This window comes from Desulfonauticus submarinus (assembly GCF_900104045.1).
Classification (GTDB): Bacteria; Desulfobacterota; Desulfovibrionia; order Desulfovibrionales; family Desulfonatronovibrionaceae; genus Desulfonauticus; species Desulfonauticus submarinus.
Genome location: NZ_FNIN01000005.1, coordinates 1 through 20477 on the forward strand (window position 1 = coordinate 1; position 20477 = coordinate 20477).

12 protein-coding genes and 1 tRNA gene are annotated in these 20477 nt (G+C 32.7%); 9 read left to right on the forward strand and 4 right to left on the reverse strand.

Features of this window, described 5'->3' with window-relative positions:
• The 7 genes from BLP60_RS05930 to BLP60_RS05960 all read left to right on the forward strand — a co-directional run.
• On the forward strand, positions 1–1099 hold a 1099-nt coding region (locus BLP60_RS05930; protein WP_092065416.1), incomplete at its 5' end, for a sulfite exporter TauE/SafE family protein.
• 202 nt (positions 1100–1301) lie between these two features.
• The gene (locus BLP60_RS05935) at positions 1302–3950 is read left to right on the forward strand and encodes a valine--tRNA ligase (RefSeq protein ID WP_092064929.1); all 2649 of its coding nucleotides are present in this window, start codon (positions 1302–1304) and stop codon (positions 3948–3950) included.
• Positions 3951–3989: 39 nt separating this feature from the next.
• Positions 3990–5534 (forward strand): uroporphyrinogen-III C-methyltransferase, encoded by a 1545-nt coding sequence (gene cobA, locus BLP60_RS05940; protein WP_092064932.1) that lies wholly within the window; start codon positions 3990–3992, stop codon positions 5532–5534.
• Between the two features lie 16 nt (positions 5535–5550).
• On the forward strand, positions 5551–6228 hold the full coding sequence (gene purN / locus BLP60_RS05945; RefSeq protein WP_092064935.1) for a phosphoribosylglycinamide formyltransferase: 678 nt from the start codon (positions 5551–5553) through the stop codon (positions 6226–6228).
• 252 nt (positions 6229–6480) lie between these two features.
• Positions 6481–7110 carry an anaerobic ribonucleoside-triphosphate reductase activating protein gene (locus BLP60_RS05950; RefSeq protein ID WP_092064938.1) on the forward strand — a complete coding sequence of 210 codons (630 nt, stop codon included), beginning with the start codon at positions 6481–6483 and terminating at the stop codon, positions 7108–7110.
• Positions 7111–7144: 34 nt separating this feature from the next.
• Positions 7145–9190, forward strand: a complete 2046-nt coding sequence (locus tag BLP60_RS05955) for a ribonucleoside triphosphate reductase (protein ID WP_092064941.1) — start codon at positions 7145–7147, stop codon at positions 9188–9190.
• 76 nt (positions 9191–9266) lie between these two features.
• A tRNA-Pro gene (locus BLP60_RS05960) sits at positions 9267–9343 on the forward strand.
• A 287-nt stretch (positions 9344–9630) separates the two neighbouring features.
• On the opposite strand, the gene BLP60_RS05965 is transcribed toward BLP60_RS05960, so the two are convergent.
• The 3 genes from BLP60_RS05965 to BLP60_RS05975 form a co-directional block, all read right to left on the reverse strand.
• Positions 9631–10113 carry a hypothetical protein gene (locus tag BLP60_RS05965; RefSeq protein WP_092064944.1) on the reverse strand — a complete coding sequence of 161 codons (483 nt, stop codon included), beginning with the start codon at positions 10111–10113 and terminating at the stop codon, positions 9631–9633.
• Positions 10114–10511: 398 nt separating this feature from the next.
• On the reverse strand, positions 10512–11480 hold the full coding sequence (hemB, locus tag BLP60_RS05970) for a porphobilinogen synthase (protein ID WP_092064947.1): 969 nt from the start codon (positions 11478–11480) through the stop codon (positions 10512–10514).
• 49 nt (positions 11481–11529) lie between these two features.
• Positions 11530–12525 (reverse strand): hypothetical protein, encoded by a 996-nt coding sequence (locus BLP60_RS05975; protein ID WP_092064950.1) that lies wholly within the window; start codon positions 12523–12525, stop codon positions 11530–11532.
• Between the two features lie 248 nt (positions 12526–12773).
• Here BLP60_RS05975 and BLP60_RS05980 point away from each other — a divergent pair, with 248 nt between their 5' ends.
• Together BLP60_RS05980 and BLP60_RS05985 are read left to right on the forward strand one after the other, a co-directional pair.
• Positions 12774–13352: a hypothetical protein gene (locus tag BLP60_RS05980; protein WP_092064953.1), complete on the forward strand. Its 579-nt coding sequence runs from the start codon at positions 12774–12776 to the stop codon at positions 13350–13352.
• 22 nt (positions 13353–13374) lie between these two features.
• Positions 13375–14178, forward strand: a complete 804-nt coding sequence (locus BLP60_RS05985; protein ID WP_092064956.1) for a CsgG/HfaB family protein — start codon at positions 13375–13377, stop codon at positions 14176–14178.
• Between the two features lie 121 nt (positions 14179–14299).
• Here BLP60_RS05985 and BLP60_RS05990 read toward each other — a convergent pair whose 3' ends face one another.
• Positions 14300–20356, reverse strand: coding sequence for a vWA domain-containing protein (locus BLP60_RS05990; protein ID WP_092064959.1), 6057 nt, complete (start codon positions 20354–20356; stop codon positions 14300–14302).
• Positions 20357–20477 lie beyond the last annotated feature (121 nt).

The window sequence follows — 20477 nt, forward strand, 5'->3', positions numbered from 1 at the left end:
TAGTCATCCTGCGTTAGCGGACAGGTTAGGTGAAGCGATAGCGCAGGCTCCTAAGGGAGAGGGAGCGGGGATGATTAATGAAGGGGCAGCAAAGGGTTATTTAGGGATACCAGGAGCTCCTCAGATTAATTTAATAGTTGGTTTTTTTTGGGCCATATGGGTAGGTTGGATATTTTCTACAGTAGGAGCATTTGGTGGGATAATGGCAGGAGTTGGTCATATTACGGTGTATGGTTTAGGCAACTATGCCTCTACCTTTAAGAAGACATCTCCAGTATTAAATAAGGTATTAACGGACTCAATTAGGGTATCTAACCAATGGTTGGTAGGTACGAGTGCAGCAATATCATCATTTAATTATTGGAAGATGGGCAGACTTGTATTGCCGTTGGGATTAGCGTTAGCCATTGGATCTATTAGTGGTAGTTATTTGGTACCAGTAATTACAGCTGGTAAGATTTCTTTAAAGCAATATATTGGATATTTTGGATTATTTGTGTTGTTTTTGGGGTGTTATTTATTTTACGAGACCACTCCAGCAGGTCAGGCTAAGAAGAAGAAGGCCAAAGAGGCAGCCAAAGCATTTCAGGAGAGTGTGAAGAAGCAAAAAGAAGGTGCTCAGATAGATGAGAGTGAGTTAGGAGTAAAGGTAAGGTCATTTAGTTTAACCAGAGTAGTATTTACATTTTATGGAGTAGAATTTTCTTTTAATCCATTGATTCCAGTAGTTGGTGGATTTTTTATTGCTGCAATAGCTTCCTTTTTGGGAGTAGGTGGTGGATTTTTATTAGTACCATTTTTGACTAGTGTTGCAGGTTTGCCCATGTATTTGGTTGCAGGAACTTCAGCATTAGCAGTATTGATAGGTATGATTACAAGTATATTTTCTTATATGTTTGTTAAAGGTACTCCTGTATTTTGGCCTTTAATAGGAGTGGAATTGTTAGGAATAATAGTAGGATCAGTGATTGGTCCAAGGACTTCCAAATATATTCCAGACATTTGGTTGAAGAGATTGTTTGTAGTGTTGGCTTTTTATGTAGGTATTCGCTACACAACCAAAGGATTCTTAGGATATAGCATACTGCCTCCCTTCTAAAAACCTCTACTTATCCACTTCTTTTACCTTTACACAGCGAGAGTTCTCTCTCGCTGTGTTTTTTCTTCTACTATTAAATGACTTAAACTTAATTTATTGGTAGTTCTTTCTTGATTTTTTGTTCAAGGCAAAATAACCAAAAGAGGTTTAGGTTATTTTTATGAGTTTAAAATACCAATTATTTATAGAAGGAGAGTAAGTAATGCCAGACAGAGAATTGCCCAAAGGTTATGAACCAAAGCAAGTAGAAGATAAGTGGATTTCTTTTTGGGAAGAAGAAAGAACATTTTCTCCAAAAGTAGAAGAAGTTAAAAAGCCCTATTCAATAGTTATTCCTCCTCCTAATGTTACAGGTACTTTGCATATGGGGCATGCTTTAAATATTACCTTACAAGATATTTTGTGTCGGTTTCATCGTCAAATAGGTTATGATGTGCTTTGGGTTCCAGGTACAGATCATGCAGGTATTGCTACTCAAAATGTGGTAGAAAAGGCTTTAGCCAAAGAAGGAAAAACTAGACAAGATTTGGGTAGAGATAAGTTTATAGATAGAGTGTGGGAGTGGAAAGAGGAATATGGGGGGAAAATTTTAAATCAGGTACGCAAATTGGGAGCATCTGTTGATTGGACGCGACTTAGGTTTACTATGGATGAAGGCTTGTCCAAAGCTGTGCGAGAGGTTTTTGTGCAGTTATATGAAGAAGGACTTATTTATAAGGGAGATTATATAATTAATTGGTGCCCAAGATGCCATACTGCTTTAGCTGATTTGGAGGTAGAGTATTCTGACGTAGATGGTGGGTTATATTATTTACGTTACCCTTTAAAAGATGACTCAGGAGAAGTTATTATTGCCACCACTAGACCTGAGACAATGCTTGGAGACACAGCTGTGGCTGTAAACCCTAAAGATGAGCGTTATAGTCATCTTATTGGTAAAAAAGTAGTTTTACCATTGGTAAATAGAGAGATTCCTATTATTGGTGATGCTTATGTGGATATGGAGTTCGGAACAGGTTGCCTTAAGGTAACTCCAGCTCATGATGTTAATGATTTTGAGTTGGGAAGAAAACATAAGTTAGAAAGTGTAAAGGTAATAGATGATTGGGGGAAAATGACAGAGGATGCTGGCGAATTTGCAGGTTTGGATAGATTTGAGTGTAGAAAGAAAATCGTAGACGTGTTAAAACAAAAAGGTTTTTTAGTAAAACAAGAGCCATATAAACACAGTGTGGGACATTGTTATAGATGTAATACAGTTATAGAGCCATATGTCTCTAAGCAATGGTTTGTTAAAGTAGGTCCTTTGGCTAAGAGAGCAAGAGATGCAGTAGCAGAAGGGAAAACTAAGATTTATCCAGAGCAGTGGACAAAAACATATTTTGAATGGTTAGATAATATAAGAGATTGGTGTATTTCTCGCCAAATTTGGTGGGGGCATAGAATACCTGCTTGGACTTGTGAAGAATGTGGAAAGTTAAGTGTATCAAGGCAAGATTTAACTAGCTGTCCTAATTGCGGAAGTGAAAAAATTTGGCAAGAAGAAGATGTATTAGACACATGGTTTTCTTCTGCTTTATGGCCATTTTCCACTTTAGGTTGGCCTGAGAAAACAAAAGAATTAGAGATCTTTTATCCCACTTCTGCTCTAGTTACTGGATTTGATATTTTGTTTTTTTGGGTAGCTAGAATGATGATGATGGGACTCCATTTTATGAAGGATGTTCCTTTTAAAGACGTTTATATTCACGCTTTAGTTCGAGATGCCAAAGGACAAAAGATGAGTAAATCTAAAGGGAATGTAATTGATCCTTTGGTAATAATAGAAAAATATGGAACAGATGCTTTGCGTTTTACCTTAACAGCATTTGCTGCCATGGGCAGAGATATTAAACTTAGTGAGGAACGGATTGAAGGTTATAGACATTTTATAAATAAAATATGGAATGCTGCAAGGTTTGCCTTAATGAATTTAGAAGATAATTGTGATTATGACTTAGAAATGGTGGTTGGATTACCTCATGAGTGGATATTACATCGTTTAGAAGAAGTGAAACAAAAGGTAAAAGACTCTATTTTAAGTTATAATTTTAATGAAGCAGCTCAAAGCTTATATCAGTTTGTTTGGCATGAATTCTGTGATTGGTACTTAGAATTAATTAAACCAGCTTTGTATGGAGAGCAAAAAGAGAAAAAGAATATCGCCCAAACTTGTTTAAGGCAGGTTTTGGGAGAGATTTTAATTTTATTACATCCGATTATTCCATTTGTAACCCAAGAGATATGGACTTATCTTCCTGGAGTTAAGCAAAAAAATTTGGCTAAACTAGGTTTTCCTCCCTTTAGGCCTGAATTTGTTAAACCAGAAGTCCAAACTCAAATGGAGTTTTTGCAAGGAGTTATTTCTGGGGTTAGAAATATAAAAGCAGAACTTGGTATTTCTTTGGGTACAAAACTTTCTTTATGGGGACGAGTAAAAGAGAAAAATGATTTAGACTTTTTGCTTAGTCATCAGCAATACATAGAAACTTTAGCTAGATTAAATGATGTCCATTTGGATACCGATTTAAAAGAACCTGAGGGAGCTGCTGTTTTTGTAGTTAAGGGGTATGAGTTTTTTGTGCCTGTAAAAGATGTGGTAGATATAGAAGCAGAGTTGAAGCGATTGGCAAAAGAATTAAATAAAATTCAAAAAGACCTTAATATTGTAGAAAAAAAACTAAGTAATGACTCTTTTTTGAATAAAGCTCCTAAAGCGGTTGTAGAAAAAGAAAAGGCAAAAAAAGCAGAGTTAGAAGATAAAAAAGTAAAGCTAGAATTTTTATATGACAAATTAAAGAGGTTAAAATAGTTAGAGTTTAGAAAAATTTTAAAAAGTGGGTTAAATTAAATGAAGGATAAAGATAAAAAAAGAGAAGGACAAAAAGGCAAAGTATATCTTATTGGAGCAGGACCTGGAGATCCAGGTTTGCTTACCTTACGGGCTAAAGAAGTTTTAGAGCAAGCAGATGTAGTAGTATACGATTATTTAGCTAGTGAAGAACTTTTAACTTATTGTCCTCAAGCTGAGATTATTTATGTAGGGAAAAAGGGCGGTGATCATACTTTACCTCAAGATAAAATAAATGAGCTTTTAATTCAAAAAGCCTTGGCAGGAAAAATTGTTGCCAGATTAAAAGGTGGAGATCCATATGTCTTTGGCAGAGGCGGAGAAGAAGCTGAAGAAATTGTAGAACACGGGCTTGATTTTGAGGTAATTCCTGGGGTTACTTCTGCTGTAGCTGCACCAGCGTATGCTGGTATCCCTCTTACCCATAGACGCTATACCTCCTCTGTATCTTTTATTACAGGACATGAAGATCCTAAAAAGAAAGAAAGTGCTATAGATTGGGAAGCTTTGGTTAGAAGTAGAAGTACCCTTGTTTTTTTTATGGGAGTTAAGAATTTGCCCAATATTGTTGAGAACTTACTTGCTGCAGGCATGGATAAAGACATGCCAGTTGCTTTGGTGCATTGGGGAACTACCTGTAGACAAAAGACTATGGTTTCTGCTCTAGGCTCAGTAGTAAAAGAAGCTAAAGAAAAAAATTTTCGTCCCCCATCCTTAATTATAGTTGGAAGAGTGGTTGAATTAAAACCTGTTTTGGATTGGTTTGAAAAAAGACCATTACTTGGGAAAAAAATAGTAATTACTCGCGCAAGAGAACAGGCTAGTGCTCTTAAAGCAAGGCTTCGAGAGTTGGGCGCATGTGTTTTAGAGTGTCCTACTATTAAAATTGTTCCTTTAAAAGATTATACAGAAGTACATGAAACTTTGGCTAATTTAGAGTTCTTTGATTGGTTGATATTTACTTCTGTAAATGGGGTTAAATTTTTTTGGAAAGTACTTAGAGAAGCTCATTTAGATGCCAGAGCTCTTGGGGGCTTGCAAGTAGCTGCCATTGGCCCAGCTACTAAAGAGGCTCTGATTCAGAAAGGAATCTATCCTGACTTTGTCCCAGATAAGTATGTAGCAGAAGAAGTAGTGGATGGTCTTTTAAAATTGGGCATAAAAAATAAACATATTCTTATCCCGCGAGCAAAAGAAGCAAGAGAAGTTTTGCCCAATGAACTTCAGAAAGCAGGTGCAAGGATAAAAGTGTTGCCTGTGTATGAAACAGTGTTGGCAGAAGATAAAAAACAAGAGCTCTTGGATTCTTTAAAAAGACAAGAAATAGATTTGGTTACCTTTACAAGTTCCTCAACAGTGAGGAATTTTTTTCATTTAATTGGTAAGGATAATAAAGAAGAAGATTTGCTTAGGCAAATAAAATTTGCTTCTATTGGTCCTATTACTTCTAAAACCCTACAAGAATATGGGTACAACCCATCTATTGAGGCTCAAGAGTATACTATAGATGGATTAGTTAAAGCCATTGTAAATAACTTTATATAGATTAAAAGGAGAATGTATGCTTCCTATTGCTGTTTTAATTTCTGGTAGTGGTTCAAATTTGCAATCTATTATTGATAAAATAGAAAGTGGTGCTTTGCAGGCTGAGATTAAGGTAGTTATTTCCAATAATCCAAAAGCCTATGGTCTTGAAAGAGCCAAAAAACATGGATTAAAGAGAACTGTAATAGAACACACTAAGTTTTCTTCTAGAGAAGATTTTGAAAAGAGATTGGTATCTGAAATAGAAGATGCAGGGGCTAAAGTAGTAATTTTAGCTGGTTTTATGCGAATTTTATCTCCTTATTTTGTAAGGAGCTTTGCTCAGCGTATTTTAAATATTCATCCAGCAATACTTCCAAGTTTCCCTGGATTACATGGTCAAAAGCAAGCAGCTCAGTATGGAGTAAAAGTCTCAGGATGTACTGTGCATTTTGTAGATGAAAAGATGGATCATGGTCCAATAATAATTCAGGCGGTTGTTCCAGCTCTGCCAGAAGATGATGGTAATACTTTAGGAGAACGAATTTTAAAATGGGAGCATAGAATATATCCTCAGGCAATTTCTTGGTTGGCTGAGAAGAGAATAGAGATTTGTGGCCGAAAAGTAAAAGTGAAAAATGCACAACCTTGTTTTTTAGGTCCTTTTAATGAACCAGGTTTGGTAAGTCCTGGCCTAGAAGATAAATTCTTTTAGTATATTGCCTTTGGTCTTTACAATTTATTTTAGCCCTCTGAAAATTCTGTAGAGTCTATTTTAACCTAAACAAGAGTCTTTTTAAGTTTATAAAAACAATAATTATTACTAAAATATATCTAGTTATTTCAGTAGGTTGAGTTTAAGTATCTTAAATAGTTAGTTTTATTTTACTTGCCCAAAAGGTATTTTTTTGGTTAATATAAAGTAAATTGATGTGAAGCTTATTTTTAAAATGAGAGGGTTTAAAGCGTGCATTATAGACCAGAGTTAAAAGGTTTTTTACCTTTTAGCTTAATTGATTGGCCTGGAAAGGTTTCCTCAGTATTATTTTTTTCGGGTTGTAATTTTGCCTGTCCTACTTGTCATAACTTTGAGCTTGCCAAGGGTGGTCAGAATTTACCTTCCTTATCTTGGAATGAGATTTATTCTAGTTTGAGAGCAAAGAAAAAGTGGTTAGATGGAGTGGTATTGACTGGTGGAGAGGTTACTTTACTTCCTTATTTAGGAGAGATGTGTTTTGAATTAAAAAAAATAGGCTATGGGGTAAAGGTTGATAGTAACGGTTTTAGACCTGAGATTATAGAAGAGCTTTTGACAAAAGAGCTTGTAGATTTATTTGCAGTAGATGTAAAAGGACCATGGGAAAAGTATTCTAAGCTTGTAGGAAAGAATATTGACCCTGCGGAAATTGCTTTTAAGATGAAAAAGATTTTTAGTTTAGCAAGCAAAAATCATGATAAATTTTTATTTCGTTTAACCAAAGTGCCTTTGCTTGAGGAAAAGGATATAGAAATAGTAAAGAAATATTTACCTAAAGGCTTTGAGTTGATTCTACAAGAATATAAAGAACCGTCTGAAAAAAATCTGATTTTTAAATAAAAATAGTGAGCAAAAATTTAGAGGAGGATTTAAAATGCCCAAGCAAATTAGGAAACGAGATGGAAGATTGGAAACATGGTCTGTAGATAAAATTGCAGGAGCTATTTTAAAGGCTCTTAAAGCAAGTCAAATAAAAGATCCGCTTTTAGCAAAAAGGTTAGCTTTAAAGGTCGAAGCTAAACTCACAAATATTGAAGTGCCAGATCAAGAGCAAGTTCAAGATATGGTAGAGCTTGTGCTGATGGAGAACCGACTTTATGATGTAGCTAGAAAGTATATTATTTATAGAGAAAAAAGACGAGAGATTCGGGAACAGAAAAAAAGTTTTTTAGATGTATGTAAGATTATTGATGAATATATGGATAAAACAGATTGGAGAGTTAATGAAAATGCTAATTTATCTCATTCCTTCCAGGGCTTGATGCTTCATCTGTCAGGGTCTGTTCAGGCTAGGTATGCATTAGAGAAATATCCTCAAGAAATTAGAGAAGCTCATAATTTAGGATACTTTCACATTCATGACCTTTCTTTTGGCTTAGCAGGTTATTGCGCTGGTTGGAGCTTAAAAGATCTTCTTTTAGAAGGCTTTAATTTAGAAGGAAGATGTTCTGCTGGACCTGCTAAACATTTTGATTCTGCTTTAGGCCAGATGGTAAATTTTTTGGGCACTCTTCAGAATGAGTGGGCAGGAGCTCAAGCGTTTAATAATGTAGATACATATTTAGCTCCTTTTATTGCTTATGATAAATTGACTTATGATGAGGTAAAGCAAGCGATTCAGAAATTTGTTTTTAATTTGAACACCACTTCTAGATGGGGTGGACAATCTCCATTCACTAATTTGACCTTTGATCTTGTCCCACCTCCCCATATTGCTAAAGAAGCAATTATTATTGGTGGAAAACCTCAAGATAGCACTTATGGTGAGTTTGTAAAAGAAATGGAATGGATAAATAAAGCCTTTTTAGAGGTAATGTTGGAAGGAGACTATCATGGTCGCATTTTTAGTTTTCCAATTCCTACCTATAACGTAACCAAGGATTTTCCTTGGGAAAGTGAGGTGGGGGAATTGATTTTAAAGCTTACTGGTAAATATGGTGCACCCTATTTTCAAAATTTTATTAATTCAGATTTGAAGCCAGAAGATGTTCGTTCCATGTGTTGTAGATTACAAATGGATTTAAGAGAATTAAGAAAAAGAACAGGAGGTCTTTTTGGAGCAGGCGATCTTACTGGTTCTATTGGAGTAGTTACTTTAAATTTACCTAAGTTAGCTTATTTATCCCAAAATGAGGAAGATTTCCTAAGTTTAATTACAGAGTATGCAGAATTAGCTAAAGAATCTTTAGAGTTTAAAAGAAAACTTATTGCAGACAATTTAGAAAAAAATATGTTTCCTTTTACTAAGAGATATTTAAAACTAGGATATAAAAATCATTTTAGTACAATCGGATTAGTAGGAGGACATGAGGCCTGTATGAACTTGCTGGGTAAAGGTATTGAGACAGAGGAAGGAACACGGTTAATGATAAGAGTGCTTGAACATTTAAGAGATCTGACTAGAAAATTTCAAGAAGAAACAGAAAATCTTTATAATTTAGAGGCAACTCCTGCTGAAGGTACTAGTTATCGTTTAGCTAAGATTGATAAATCTTTGTATGCTAATATCTTTACTTCTGGAAATGGAGTTCCTTATTATACTAATTCCACCAATTTACCTGTTGATTTTACGCAAGATATTTTTGAAGCTTTAGATCATCAAGATAAACTACAGCCTTTATATACAGGAGGAACAGTGTTTCATACCTACTTAGGTGAAGCAGTTTATGATAAAGATGCGTTGTGTAATTTTATTATAAAGGCTTTGTCTAATACTAAACTTCCTTATCTTTCTATTACTCCTACATTTTCTGTGTGCAAGAATGATGGTTATTTAGAGGGAGAGCATTTTGTTTGTCCTAAATGTGGAGAAGAGGCAGAAGTTTATACTAGAGTGGTTGGCTATTATCGCCCTGTTAAACAGTGGAATATGGGAAAACAAGCTGAATACAATTCTCGTAAGTTATTTGGAATTAGTTAGAGTAGCGTTAACTTTTGTAGAGTGAGCTAAAATAAGATTGACAATTGTATCTAAATGATTAATTTGGTTGAGCTATCGGGATGTGGCGCAGTCTGGGAGCGCACTTGAATGGGGTTCAAGGGGTCGGAGGTTCAAATCCTCTCATCCCGACCAGTGAAGTTAAAAGGGGATACACCTTCTTGGTGTATCCCCTTTTTGTTTGTCAAGGGTGTTAAAAAGTTAAAAACCTAGGTCTTATAAATATATTTTTTTGATTTTGGGAATATCAGAGATTGTGTTTTCTAAAATAACACTTTAGTTTAGGTCTTTCCATTTTTCCACTCTTTAAATTCGGGATATATTGGTGAAGCTTATCAGGGGAGATGGTAGCAACCCTGTTAATATGACCTGTTAATATGAAGTTAAAAGGTATTTCTGATGATATTATCTCTAATTTTAACCTAATCACTTGTCCTTTCCTTCAACCATACCACTTTTGAACGATTAAGATAGATTATATTTTCTTCTGTAAAAAGAGGAAAAAATTGTTTTGTCATGTTTAAATAATCTAAAACTCTAAGTGTATGTTCTAAGGATTCCAACATAATATATCCGCATAAAACATTACCTGAGTTTAAATAAACTTTGACTTGCCTTAATTTAGTTGTAGAAGAAGTTAAAATATAATCATCAAACTCTAAGGACAAGTCGTCTTTACTAAGTTTAACCTGTAATAAATGATTTTTATTTATTAAAAAAATATCATTATTTTTAGCTTTTACAGGCAAAAATAACGAATTTCCATTGAGGATATCTATTACTCTCTCTGATTTTTCATATAAAAAACTATATCTAGATACAAAAACATCAACAAACCAAACTTCTTTATTAGAAAAGACAAGACATACTCCTCTACGCAATTTATTTACTTTTAAACTATTCATAGTATGAACCTTATTTAAAATATTTTTTTGCTAATTTTTGAAAAGCATTGGTTAAATATATTAAAAATAAAACTTTTTTTCGATAAAAGGATCGTTTTTTTAGATGAAAGCACATTTTTTGTCTCGTGTTTCATATATCATAAAGTATGAGAAGTAAAATGTATGACTGACTATAGTTATTTTTTATTACTAAAATTATACTGATATATATTATATGTTAAAATATCAGTACTCACTAGTGTGGCAGTCTGGTAATATAAAGGATTTGTGTAATTTTTTTACAGTAGAAAATAAGGTATCCCGTTTTACGATAAGTACAGAAAAATATCGTGGAAGGATAAAAGGCTAGTTAATACAATTAATAAAGACTCTGGACTATATCCAGAGTCTTTTAATTTTTAAAGCCATTTTAAGACTTGTTCTGTAAAATAGCTTATAATAAGATTTGCTCCAGCTCTTTTAATTGAGATCAAACTTTCTAAAACCACATTTTTTTCATCTATCCAACCATTTAAGCTTGCAGCCTTAATTTGGGCATATTCTCCACTTACCTGATAGGCTGCTAGAGGACAAAATAAAGAATCTTTAAGTCTTTGCAAAATATCTAAGTAAGGTAGAGCTGGTTTGACCATGATAATATCAGCACCTTCTGTAAAATCTGCCTTAGCTTCTAATATGGCTTCATTACTATTAGCTGGATTCATTTGATATGATTTTCTATCTCCAAATTGGGGTGTACTTTCAGCTGCTTCTCTAAAAGGACCGTAAAAAGAAGATGCGTATTTTACAGCATAGGACATAATTGGAGTTTCAATAAATCCATGCTTGTCTAAAATTTCTCGAATGGCTTTGACTCTTCCATCCATCATATCAGATGGGGCTACAATATCTGCCCCAGCCTTTACGTGGGAGAGTGCTGTTTTAGCTAAAAGTTTCAAAGTAGGATCATTTTGGACATGCCTATCTTCAATAATACCACAATGTCCGTGAGAAGTGTATTCACATAGACATACATCTGTTATTACTACTAAATCAGGAAATTTTCTTTTTAATTTATGGACAGCTTGTTGAACAATTCCTTTGGGATTATAAGCCTCTGAAGCTATTTCATCTTTTTTTTCTGGAATACCAAATAAGATTACAGATTTTAAACCATTATCTACTGCTTTTGTCACTTTTTCTTCTAATTTAAACAAAGAAAGTTGAAATTGCCCAGGCATTGACGTAATTTCTTTGCTAAAATTTTTATCGCTTGTTTCTACTACAAAGTAAGGTTGAACTAAATCTTCTGGTCTGAGCCAAGTTTCTTGAACAATATCTCTTAGGGATTGCGTTTTTCTAAGTCTTCTCCCTCTAAAAAAAGTCATTTTTTCCTCCTTTTCACTAGTCCACTGATAAATATATCTTAGAGAATTACTACCACCGAAGATTTAAATATGGCTCCCACCCAGGATTTAAATATTTTTTAAAATCTAGTCCAATTTTTTTTAAAGGGAAAAAGTTGTTTTCTAAGTAAATGGCATAGGTATAAAATAAGTTTAATGGGAGAGATGTATTAGATAAAAATTGATTTTTTGGCTCTAAAATCAGTTGCGTTGTTTTTCTTTTATCTATTACTAAAACTTTTTTAGGAAAAAATTTTGTATTATCTAATTCTTTATTTAGTTCTTGAAACAATACTTTATTTATAGTAATAAAATCCTCTTTCCATAATCTTACTCCCATACCTGGTAGAGTCTCATTGCAGAGAAATGAAATCTTTTTGTTTTTAAATAATTGGTAAATATCTTTTTGTTTAGCGTCCTTATTTAAAAGATATACTTTGATATTTAAATGTTCTAAAAAATTTTTTGTTTTATTTAGAACATTTTTATTTCGTTCTATTCCATATAAATAAATTTGGTCAAATTTATTTCTTTTGGCTAAAATGTATTGTAACAATAATAGTATTCCTGAACCAGATCCAATATCAATACCTAAAAATTGAGAAGTATGTGTTAGTGAACAAAGAAGAATATCTTTTGCTATATGAGCTGTTTTGCAAATGTCAGCTATCATTGCAAGAGAGAAACTTAGAGAAAGTAATTTTTTTCTTAATTTTTGTTTATTTGATAAAACCTTACACCCTTGTCTTCTAAAAATAAATTGCTCAAATAATAGAGATATTTTTTCTAAAGTCAGTGTCTCTTTGATTTTGTATGGATATATATAAACATAAAATAATTTTATTATAAAATTTATAATATCAACTTCGTCAATATTTTTTTCATTACACAGTCGATGAAAAATATCTAAAAAAGATTCTCTTTGAAAATAATATTGTTTAATTATTTGGCCGTTGAGTTTTTTGTCTTCTAAAAGTAAAAGACATTTTTGCGAAAGAGAAAGGTCAAAGAAAGGTAGTTTTAGCATAATGATTATATATTCTTTCCTTTTAAATAAAATTATAAAATTATTTCGTCAAGTTTGTTTGCGTTTGTTTTGGAAAATTAAACATAGAAATATAATGCTATTTAACTACATGTTTAATTGAATATAAATGGAGATCAAGAAAAGGTAAGAGATTAAACAGTATCTTTGGTAGTTAGTGTGGTAGATAATTGACACATTATCTGAATTCATCTACATATTTTGTTAAGTTTAAAAGAGGAGGATAAGATATGGCAAAAAGGTGGGTGTTTTGGTTAGGTTTTTTCTTCATGCTGGGAATTTCTTTTAATTCTTTTGCCATGACGCATGAAGATTTGATCCCTTTTTTAGTAGATTTGCCAGGATATGTTGGAGATGAGCCAGATGGTTTTACAGGGGTGATGGGAACAACTACAGCTTCTAGGGAATATTTTAAAGGAGGAAATGAAAAAAAACGATTTGCAGTGGCGATTTTTTTAGGAGCTGTCCCAGCTTCTACTCATCAAATGTTTAACAATGCAAAAGGTTCTAATGGATATTTTTATCAAACAAAAGTAAAGGGATTTAAGGCCTCAGTATGTAGAGGAGTAGACTGTTCTCCTTGTGGAGGTATTTTAGTGCATCTTAGTAAGAATTGTGCTATTGTAGTGAATTATGAGTATATTCCTGAAAAAGAAGCTTTATCCTTAATTAAACATTTTGATTTAAAGGCTATTTATAAAGCTACTAAACATGCAAAAGTTCCTTCAGGCGGAATGATGATGCCCAAAGGAGGCGGTATGATGCCTGGAGGTGGTATGGAAGAAGATTCTGGAGATATAGGATATTAAAAAATTTTTAAGGAGGGGAAAGATGCTAAGACAAGTTAGGGGGATTGGAGCTATAATTTTTAGCTTGGTTATTGGATTGGTTTTAAGTGGTTGTATGGAGAAATTTGTAGAGCCTAAAGCCAAAACAGTAAATAAAATGGAAGAACTTTTGCCGCCTTATAATGGGCCAAAAGCAAAAGTAGCAGTTGCTAAGTTTGAGTGGAAAGTAGGAGAAGGAGGAACTAAGACTACTATTAGTAGCTCTATGTTTGGCAATATTTCTATTAAAGAGACTCCAGAGCAATCAGGCTATGCCAAGGCTTTAAGAGATATGTTAACTACAGCAATGGTACAGAGTAAGCGTTTTAAGGTGTTGGAGAGACAAAATTTAGATGTTTTGGCAAAGGAAATAAATCTTCAGAAAAAAGGTTGGACAGATAAAAGTGGAGTAAAAAAAGGTCATTTTAAAGGAGCTGATTTGCTTATAGTGGCTGCAGTAACAGGTTGGGATCCTGGAACTTCTGGTAGTAGTGGAGGTTTGTTTGGTGACTATGGAAAGATTTTTAGTTCTTTAAAAGGAAGTTTTAAGAAGTCTTCTTTAGCTATGGATATACGTATTATTGATACTAAAACTTCTGAAATTTTAGCTGCTACTACTGTACGGGGTGAGGCAAAAGATGTAAATGTTACAGGAGCATTAAGTGTGTTAACTGGTGGAGGTAGTTTGGGTGGAAATTTAGGTAGCTTTGCTAATACTCCAATGGAAAAGGCTATTCGTACTTGTATTTATGAAGCAGTTAAATTTTTATGTGAAAATACTCCTAAAAAATATTTTCGTTATAGATAACAAACAAAATAATAACTTTTATAAAAAGCCCTCTCTAAGAGAGGGCTTTTTTATTTTAAGGAGCAAAATAAAGATTGCTTGACATTTTACAACTGGGCATAGAAAAAATTTTTTTATTTTTCTAATGTTCAAAATACCAATCTACAGCATCTTTAAATCCACGAGCAAAACCAAGTTCCAGCTCTTTGTCTCCGAGTTTTTTATTCCATGACGCAGGATCAATTGCTAAATCTCTTATATCTCCACTTGTCCATCCGTCTTGAGCAAAAGATTTAGTTAATTCTTCTTTTGTGAAGTTTTGATATTTAAAATTAAGTTCCTTGTTGATTTTCCAAGAGTTATAAGCAAAGGATTTAATATCTGATGGATGTTGGTAGAGAACAGCAGCCATTTGTCTGGCAAAATTGTGAGCTTGGAGTTGAATCTCTTTGTAATCATCAAGCATGAGCGAAAATCCAGCATTTGACCAAACAGATACTTGTAACCCAACCCAAGCACCTACCATGTAATCTGTGATCATGGTTATATCTTGAGAAACTACGGTTTCTACAGCTCCTTTTTCTCCAGAGTCAAGATAGGACATAACTTTATAATTATATGGATCTATTTCAAACCATGCTGTTCTATATTTGTTATTTACTTGAAGAGGTATAGAGGGGAAAAGAATGTAATTTTGAGTGTTTTTAAAGTGATTTAAAATTTTATAAGGATATTTTTTTTGTTTTAGAATTTCTATAAATTCTGAGATACTATTTTGAGGAATCAAAATTAATTGACTTTGTTTTGGTAGGCAAGACAATAGATTTAATGCACTTAATCCTTTAGGAACTGCTTTTGCTTCTAAAGAGGTATAAAATAACCCAGCTAAAATATTAAATGTATGTATTTTATTTTCTTGGCCATATATCTTGGGATAGGGTTGGACTAAATCTAGAGACGTATTAACTTGTCCATTTTCATTTAGTTTGGCAGTAACCACAAGTATTCTAGGATGGTTTGCTCTCGACAAGTAAAGTCCAAGTTTATTTGTTAGATTAAGTTCATATTTAGTTTGAGCTCCTATAAAACGATAAATAATTCCTCGCCCTAGCCATTTAAGGCTAGAGATTATATTTGGCTTCTTAGTAGAACTATGTTTTTTATGCCAATATTTATTTAATTTTTGAATACTTTCTTGGGGTAGGTCTGGTGAATTTATTCCCAATACAAAAAATAAATGATTTAAAGATGTTTTGGGGTCAAGGTAACGAGTAGTTGTATAAGTAGAGTTTGGAAGGGAAATATTGATGGTTATGCTTACAGGTTGGTATTCTGATAAAATTAAACTTTGTTGGCCGATTTTTCTACCTAAAGGAGAATCTAAAATTGCTTTAATAACTTTTCCTTTGTTTGGTTCTATGGTTTCTATAAAGCCTAGATCAAGACAGTCTAAACTGGTATCTTTTAAATTAATATCTTGGTTTAACAGAATAAATTGCTGAAGATCATTTTGTTCTCCACTTCCTAAAGCGTCTGTAATATCTTTTAAAGATTGTTGTTCACTGCTCAAACATGACTTTGCTTCAACAAGTATTTCTATATTTACATTTGGTATATCAGATGAGATATCTTTTTTTGTATTTTTGATAAAGGAAGAAATCTTTTTCTCTTCTTTAAAAAATGGGAAGATTAGAGAGTGTTTACCATTTTTATCTATATATTCTACAATAGGAACACTGTATTCTTCTGATAAGGAGATATTAGTATTAGCTATTTTGCGTAGGCTCTGTTTTCCTTTATTGGAGAGCAATGCTTTTTTTCTAATTGTTTCTATACCTTTTTTATTTAAAATAAGCTCAGCCATATACGCTGCTTCATTTTCAGTATACCATTTTTGAGTAAAAACAGCCTCAGGAGAAAATACTATTTGCCACGGAGATTTCTGAGAAGGCACAAATTTTAATTCCCGTAGAGTGGATTTTAACTTATCTAAGGAGTCTATTTGTTTCCATGTTTCTCCGCCTGCTAATAGTTGCGAGGGAGGAGAGATGTTTGTCCCTTGGGGAGCTGTTCCATCTAAAGTTGTGGCTGAACAAGGAGCTTGTTTCCCTGGTTTTATAAAGTTTTGGGCATGACGTTTTTGGGTTATATTTTCTATAAGTTCAGATAATTTTGTATCAAAATCTTCATTGTCTTTAGAGTAATTGGTATAAGTGGTAAGAAGATTACGTTCTTTAAATTTAGACGGCTGTGTAATTTGTTGTTTAAGATTCCCAAATATGGGAGAAGTTATAACCCAATCTTTAGGGAATGTTTTTGGGGGTAAATCAAAGAAGATAAATCCACGTCTTTTTTGACTCCTAAATACCAAACTATTTGAGGTAAGTCCTAAAAGGTATTCTGGGAACTCTGAGGGGAAAATATCTCCAATTTTCGAGCCACTCATATTTTGTCCAAAGCTTGCTAACCCTTTGCTTTCAGTATGTTTTTGTTTTTTTATTTTTATACCAAGTTTACTTAACCGTTTTTTAGCACTAGGTGTTAATTTTAAACTTAACACATTTTCAAATGTAGTTGTGGCATTTAAATTATTTTTAAGACTTATATCCAAAAGTAATCCTGAAGAAAATTCTTTGAAACTGTTTAATAGATATATGTTATTGATAAATAAGGTAGCACTTTTGTTGTTTATTTTTAATTGATAAGATGGTTTAGTTGAAGAATGTTTGGGAGTTAAAGGTAGAATTACAGGCCCTCCTTTTAAATCTATAACTAAACTTGCAGGTAACTTAGCTAAACCTTTAGGGATTTCAAATAATAAACGCAAACGATTATAAGAACCAGGAGTAATAAGCCTGGAAGTATATAATCCGTAGGGAATAGTTTGCGTCAATGGATGTAGTTTAAAGAAAAAATCGCCATTGTTAGTAGAGATAGATAGGAATAGTCTTTTCTTGGGATTAATGGCTAGATGAGCTTGTATTTTAGAAGTTAACACACAATCTAATATGCGGAATACATTCCCCTTTGAGGCTGTAATATTTTGGATTTTTGTTTTGTCTATACTCCCCTTAATATGAATGGAAAAAGTTGTGGATAATTTTCCCTTAACTTTATGAGGAAGTTTTTTGATTTGTTCTTTGGTTTGTTTAATTATTCCACTTATGGGCAAATCTATGTGGCCATAGGCAGTATCGTAAAAGTGGAGAGAGCTTTGCTCCATAAAATTATCTGGAACTATAAAGATAAATGTACCTTTAATTAGCTTTTGTGGAGAGAGATAAATACTATTATCATCAGGTAAGATAAGAGGCGTATTAGCTAAATAGGTAGCTTTAGAAAGAGGAATATTTTGTTGATTATTCCAACGTAAGAAAAAGTGAAGTTTAGCATTTGGTATTAAGTAGTCTGGTTTTTTAAAAACAGTCTTTCCTGCTTGTCTATTATTCCCAGACATCCAAGATGCAGGATAAGAAGAACCATTAGGATATATTATTACTTTTTGAGCAGGTAAGATGTTTTTTAGGGTTGTTATAAAGGCCAAAAATCGTTTTCCTGGAGGTGGAGTAAGACCATTTAGCTTAGAGAAAAAAATAGCTTCTTTTAAAGTAATTTCAACTGCTTTGTTTTTAGAGGAGATGTTTAAAGGGATGCGTTTGCTTACAAGTGCTTCTTTTCCTATAAGAGCATTTCCTGTAATAAATTTAGCTACTTTGCCAGTGTAGGGGGCTAGTTGCTCTCCTTTTTCCCAGATAATTCCTTCAAGGGATCTTTGTTCGTTGTTGGTTTTAGTTTGGACGGTCTCTACTAAAGTCCCATCAGAAAGTAAATATACCTTTCCCAATTTTGTAGTATGTTTATAAGTAAGTCTTACAAACTGTTTATTATTTGGAGATAAAGAATTTATATTTTGGTTAAGTTTTTTTAAAGTTTTATCTAAGGAAGTGGTTGTAGGAGCAACAATTGATTCTCCTGCTGAAAGTTTTGCAGTTTTAGCAAACACATTATCTTTATCTTTGTCTAACATACCTATCCAAAGACTCTTAATGCGATCATCTTTAATTTTTTGTAGAATAAGATTTAGTTCTGCTTGTTTAGAAGTTTCTACTTTAAGTGCTGCATCAGTGATATAAATTAAGTATTTTTGATTAGAGGTAACAGAGTGTAAAAAAGTATAAGCTGCCCTAATAGATTCTAATATATTTGTGCCACCAAGTTCTTTCATTTCAGAAAGACCTCTTAAAAGAGCAGCTTTGTTATCTGTTAAGACTTGTTTTACTACTACATAATCACTAAAGATAAAAAGTTGCATTAAGGTTTTTGAAGGAATATTTTGGATAAAGTTTTTTAAAATTTGTTTGACTTTTTCTAAGCGATAATTACATCCATCGCACTCCTCTGGAGACATATTCATTGATCCACTATTATCTACTACCAAAGCAAATACAGGCTTTTCTGTAGAAACTTGAACAGGCCTTTTATATGTTAATCTCCATTGATGACCGAGATTTGCTTTAATTTTTCTAAAAACCTGAGATAGTGCTTTTTTATTTAGGGCCTTATAGTAGTTTCCTCCACTAAGAGATGCTAACCTAGATAAGGTTTCAACGTCAGGGTTTTTCCCAAATCCAATACAGAATAAGGGTAAATGGGCTGCTCTTACCATATCCCAGATTTCTGTTTTAGTGGTTTTACTACCAGGTCCACTGTCATTATAATTAGAATCTTTGCCATCTGTAAAAATAATAAGAGCTGGTCTGTTGGCTTTAGATAATTCTTTTAAACCTAAGCTAATAGCATCATATAAAGCAGTTGCTCCATTAGCTTTGACTTGTGATAAAGAATCTAAGATTTGTTTAGGTGTTCCTTTTTTTAATATTTTTGGGCTGTTATCAAAATCTATTAAAGTAATGTTGGCATTTGAAGGCAAAGAATGTAAGAAATCTGAGGTTGCTTTAAGGGCGTCTTTAATAGATTTTTTCATTGAACCAGAAGAATCTAATAAGATCACAATGTCTAAAGGAGTTTTTATCCTTTCTAAACTAAGAGCTTTTCCATAAGATGAACCTTCCTGAATCTGAAATTCTTTTAAGGTTGGCTTAATATTTTTTTCCTTTAAATTAAATAGGGCAAAGTCTAGATATGCTTTTTTCTTCCCAATAGAAGTTTTTAATATTTTTAATTTTTCTTGGTGGTTATTGAATGAAATTTCTCCAGTTGTAAGAGGCCATTTAACAATAGTTAAATGGCCAGGAAACACTGGAATTAAATGTGCTTCTAACGAATTTAAAGTACTTTGTTCTGTTTTAGAAAGAGGATGGCTCCTTAATGTCCATCGACCTGCAGGAAGCCAAAAGAGTGCATTTCCTTTTGAGGTAGTGTCTGCCTTTACTGGTATAGTGGATAAATAAGGATACTGGATATCTACATAATCTAAGCCTTCATCAGGGACAGCTGTTACTTTTTTATTAGTAATGTTTTTTATAAGAATACCTCCTACTTTGTCACCTAAAGCAATAGGTGTTAACTTTGCTTCTTGTTGAGAAATAATTCTTAATTTAGCTTTATCTGTTTGGGCATCTTCTAACTCAACTTTCCACAAATAAAGTCCTGGATCTTGGGGAATGTTATATAAAATATATTTTTTAGATCTTTCAGAATCGCATTGTTTAGAATAAAAAATATGTTTTTTAAATTTTCCTTTATAAATTTTTAATTCACAAGAAATATTAACAACAGTTTTTGCAGGTAGATCTAAAGTTAAACTTAAGAAGCTATCTTTGTTATGTTTTATATAGAAATATTGTGTTTTATTTTCTTTTATTTCTATTTCTAATGGAGTATTAGGAATTAAGATATATTGAGATAAAACAGTTATGTTAGAATTTTGTTTGTCAAATCTTAGCCAAAGAGTAGATTTTTTATTTATATCTTTATATGCATTAATTTCTTCAGGGGATTCTTGAATTTTGAAATTTAGGTTTTTTAGGTTGTCTAAGATTTTTGATGCAGATATATGCGTAGTACATTTTTTTATTTGTCCATATATTTCTTTATTAAAAAATATGTCAGAATCTGTTATAGATTTTGTGTTTTGGGGACAGAACTGATTTAGTTCTGGAAAGTAAAAGTATGAATTTGCTTGAGATAATGAGATCATGGATATAAAGAATAATAAAATAAAAATTAGAGTTTTCATGATAATGTTCCTTGTTTTTAAAAAGTCTTCTAATTATAAGCCTTAATCTAAGCATCAGAAAAGTCAAAAAATAATTTTATTTTTTGAAAGAACATTTTATTTAAATTGCAAATAGGATATT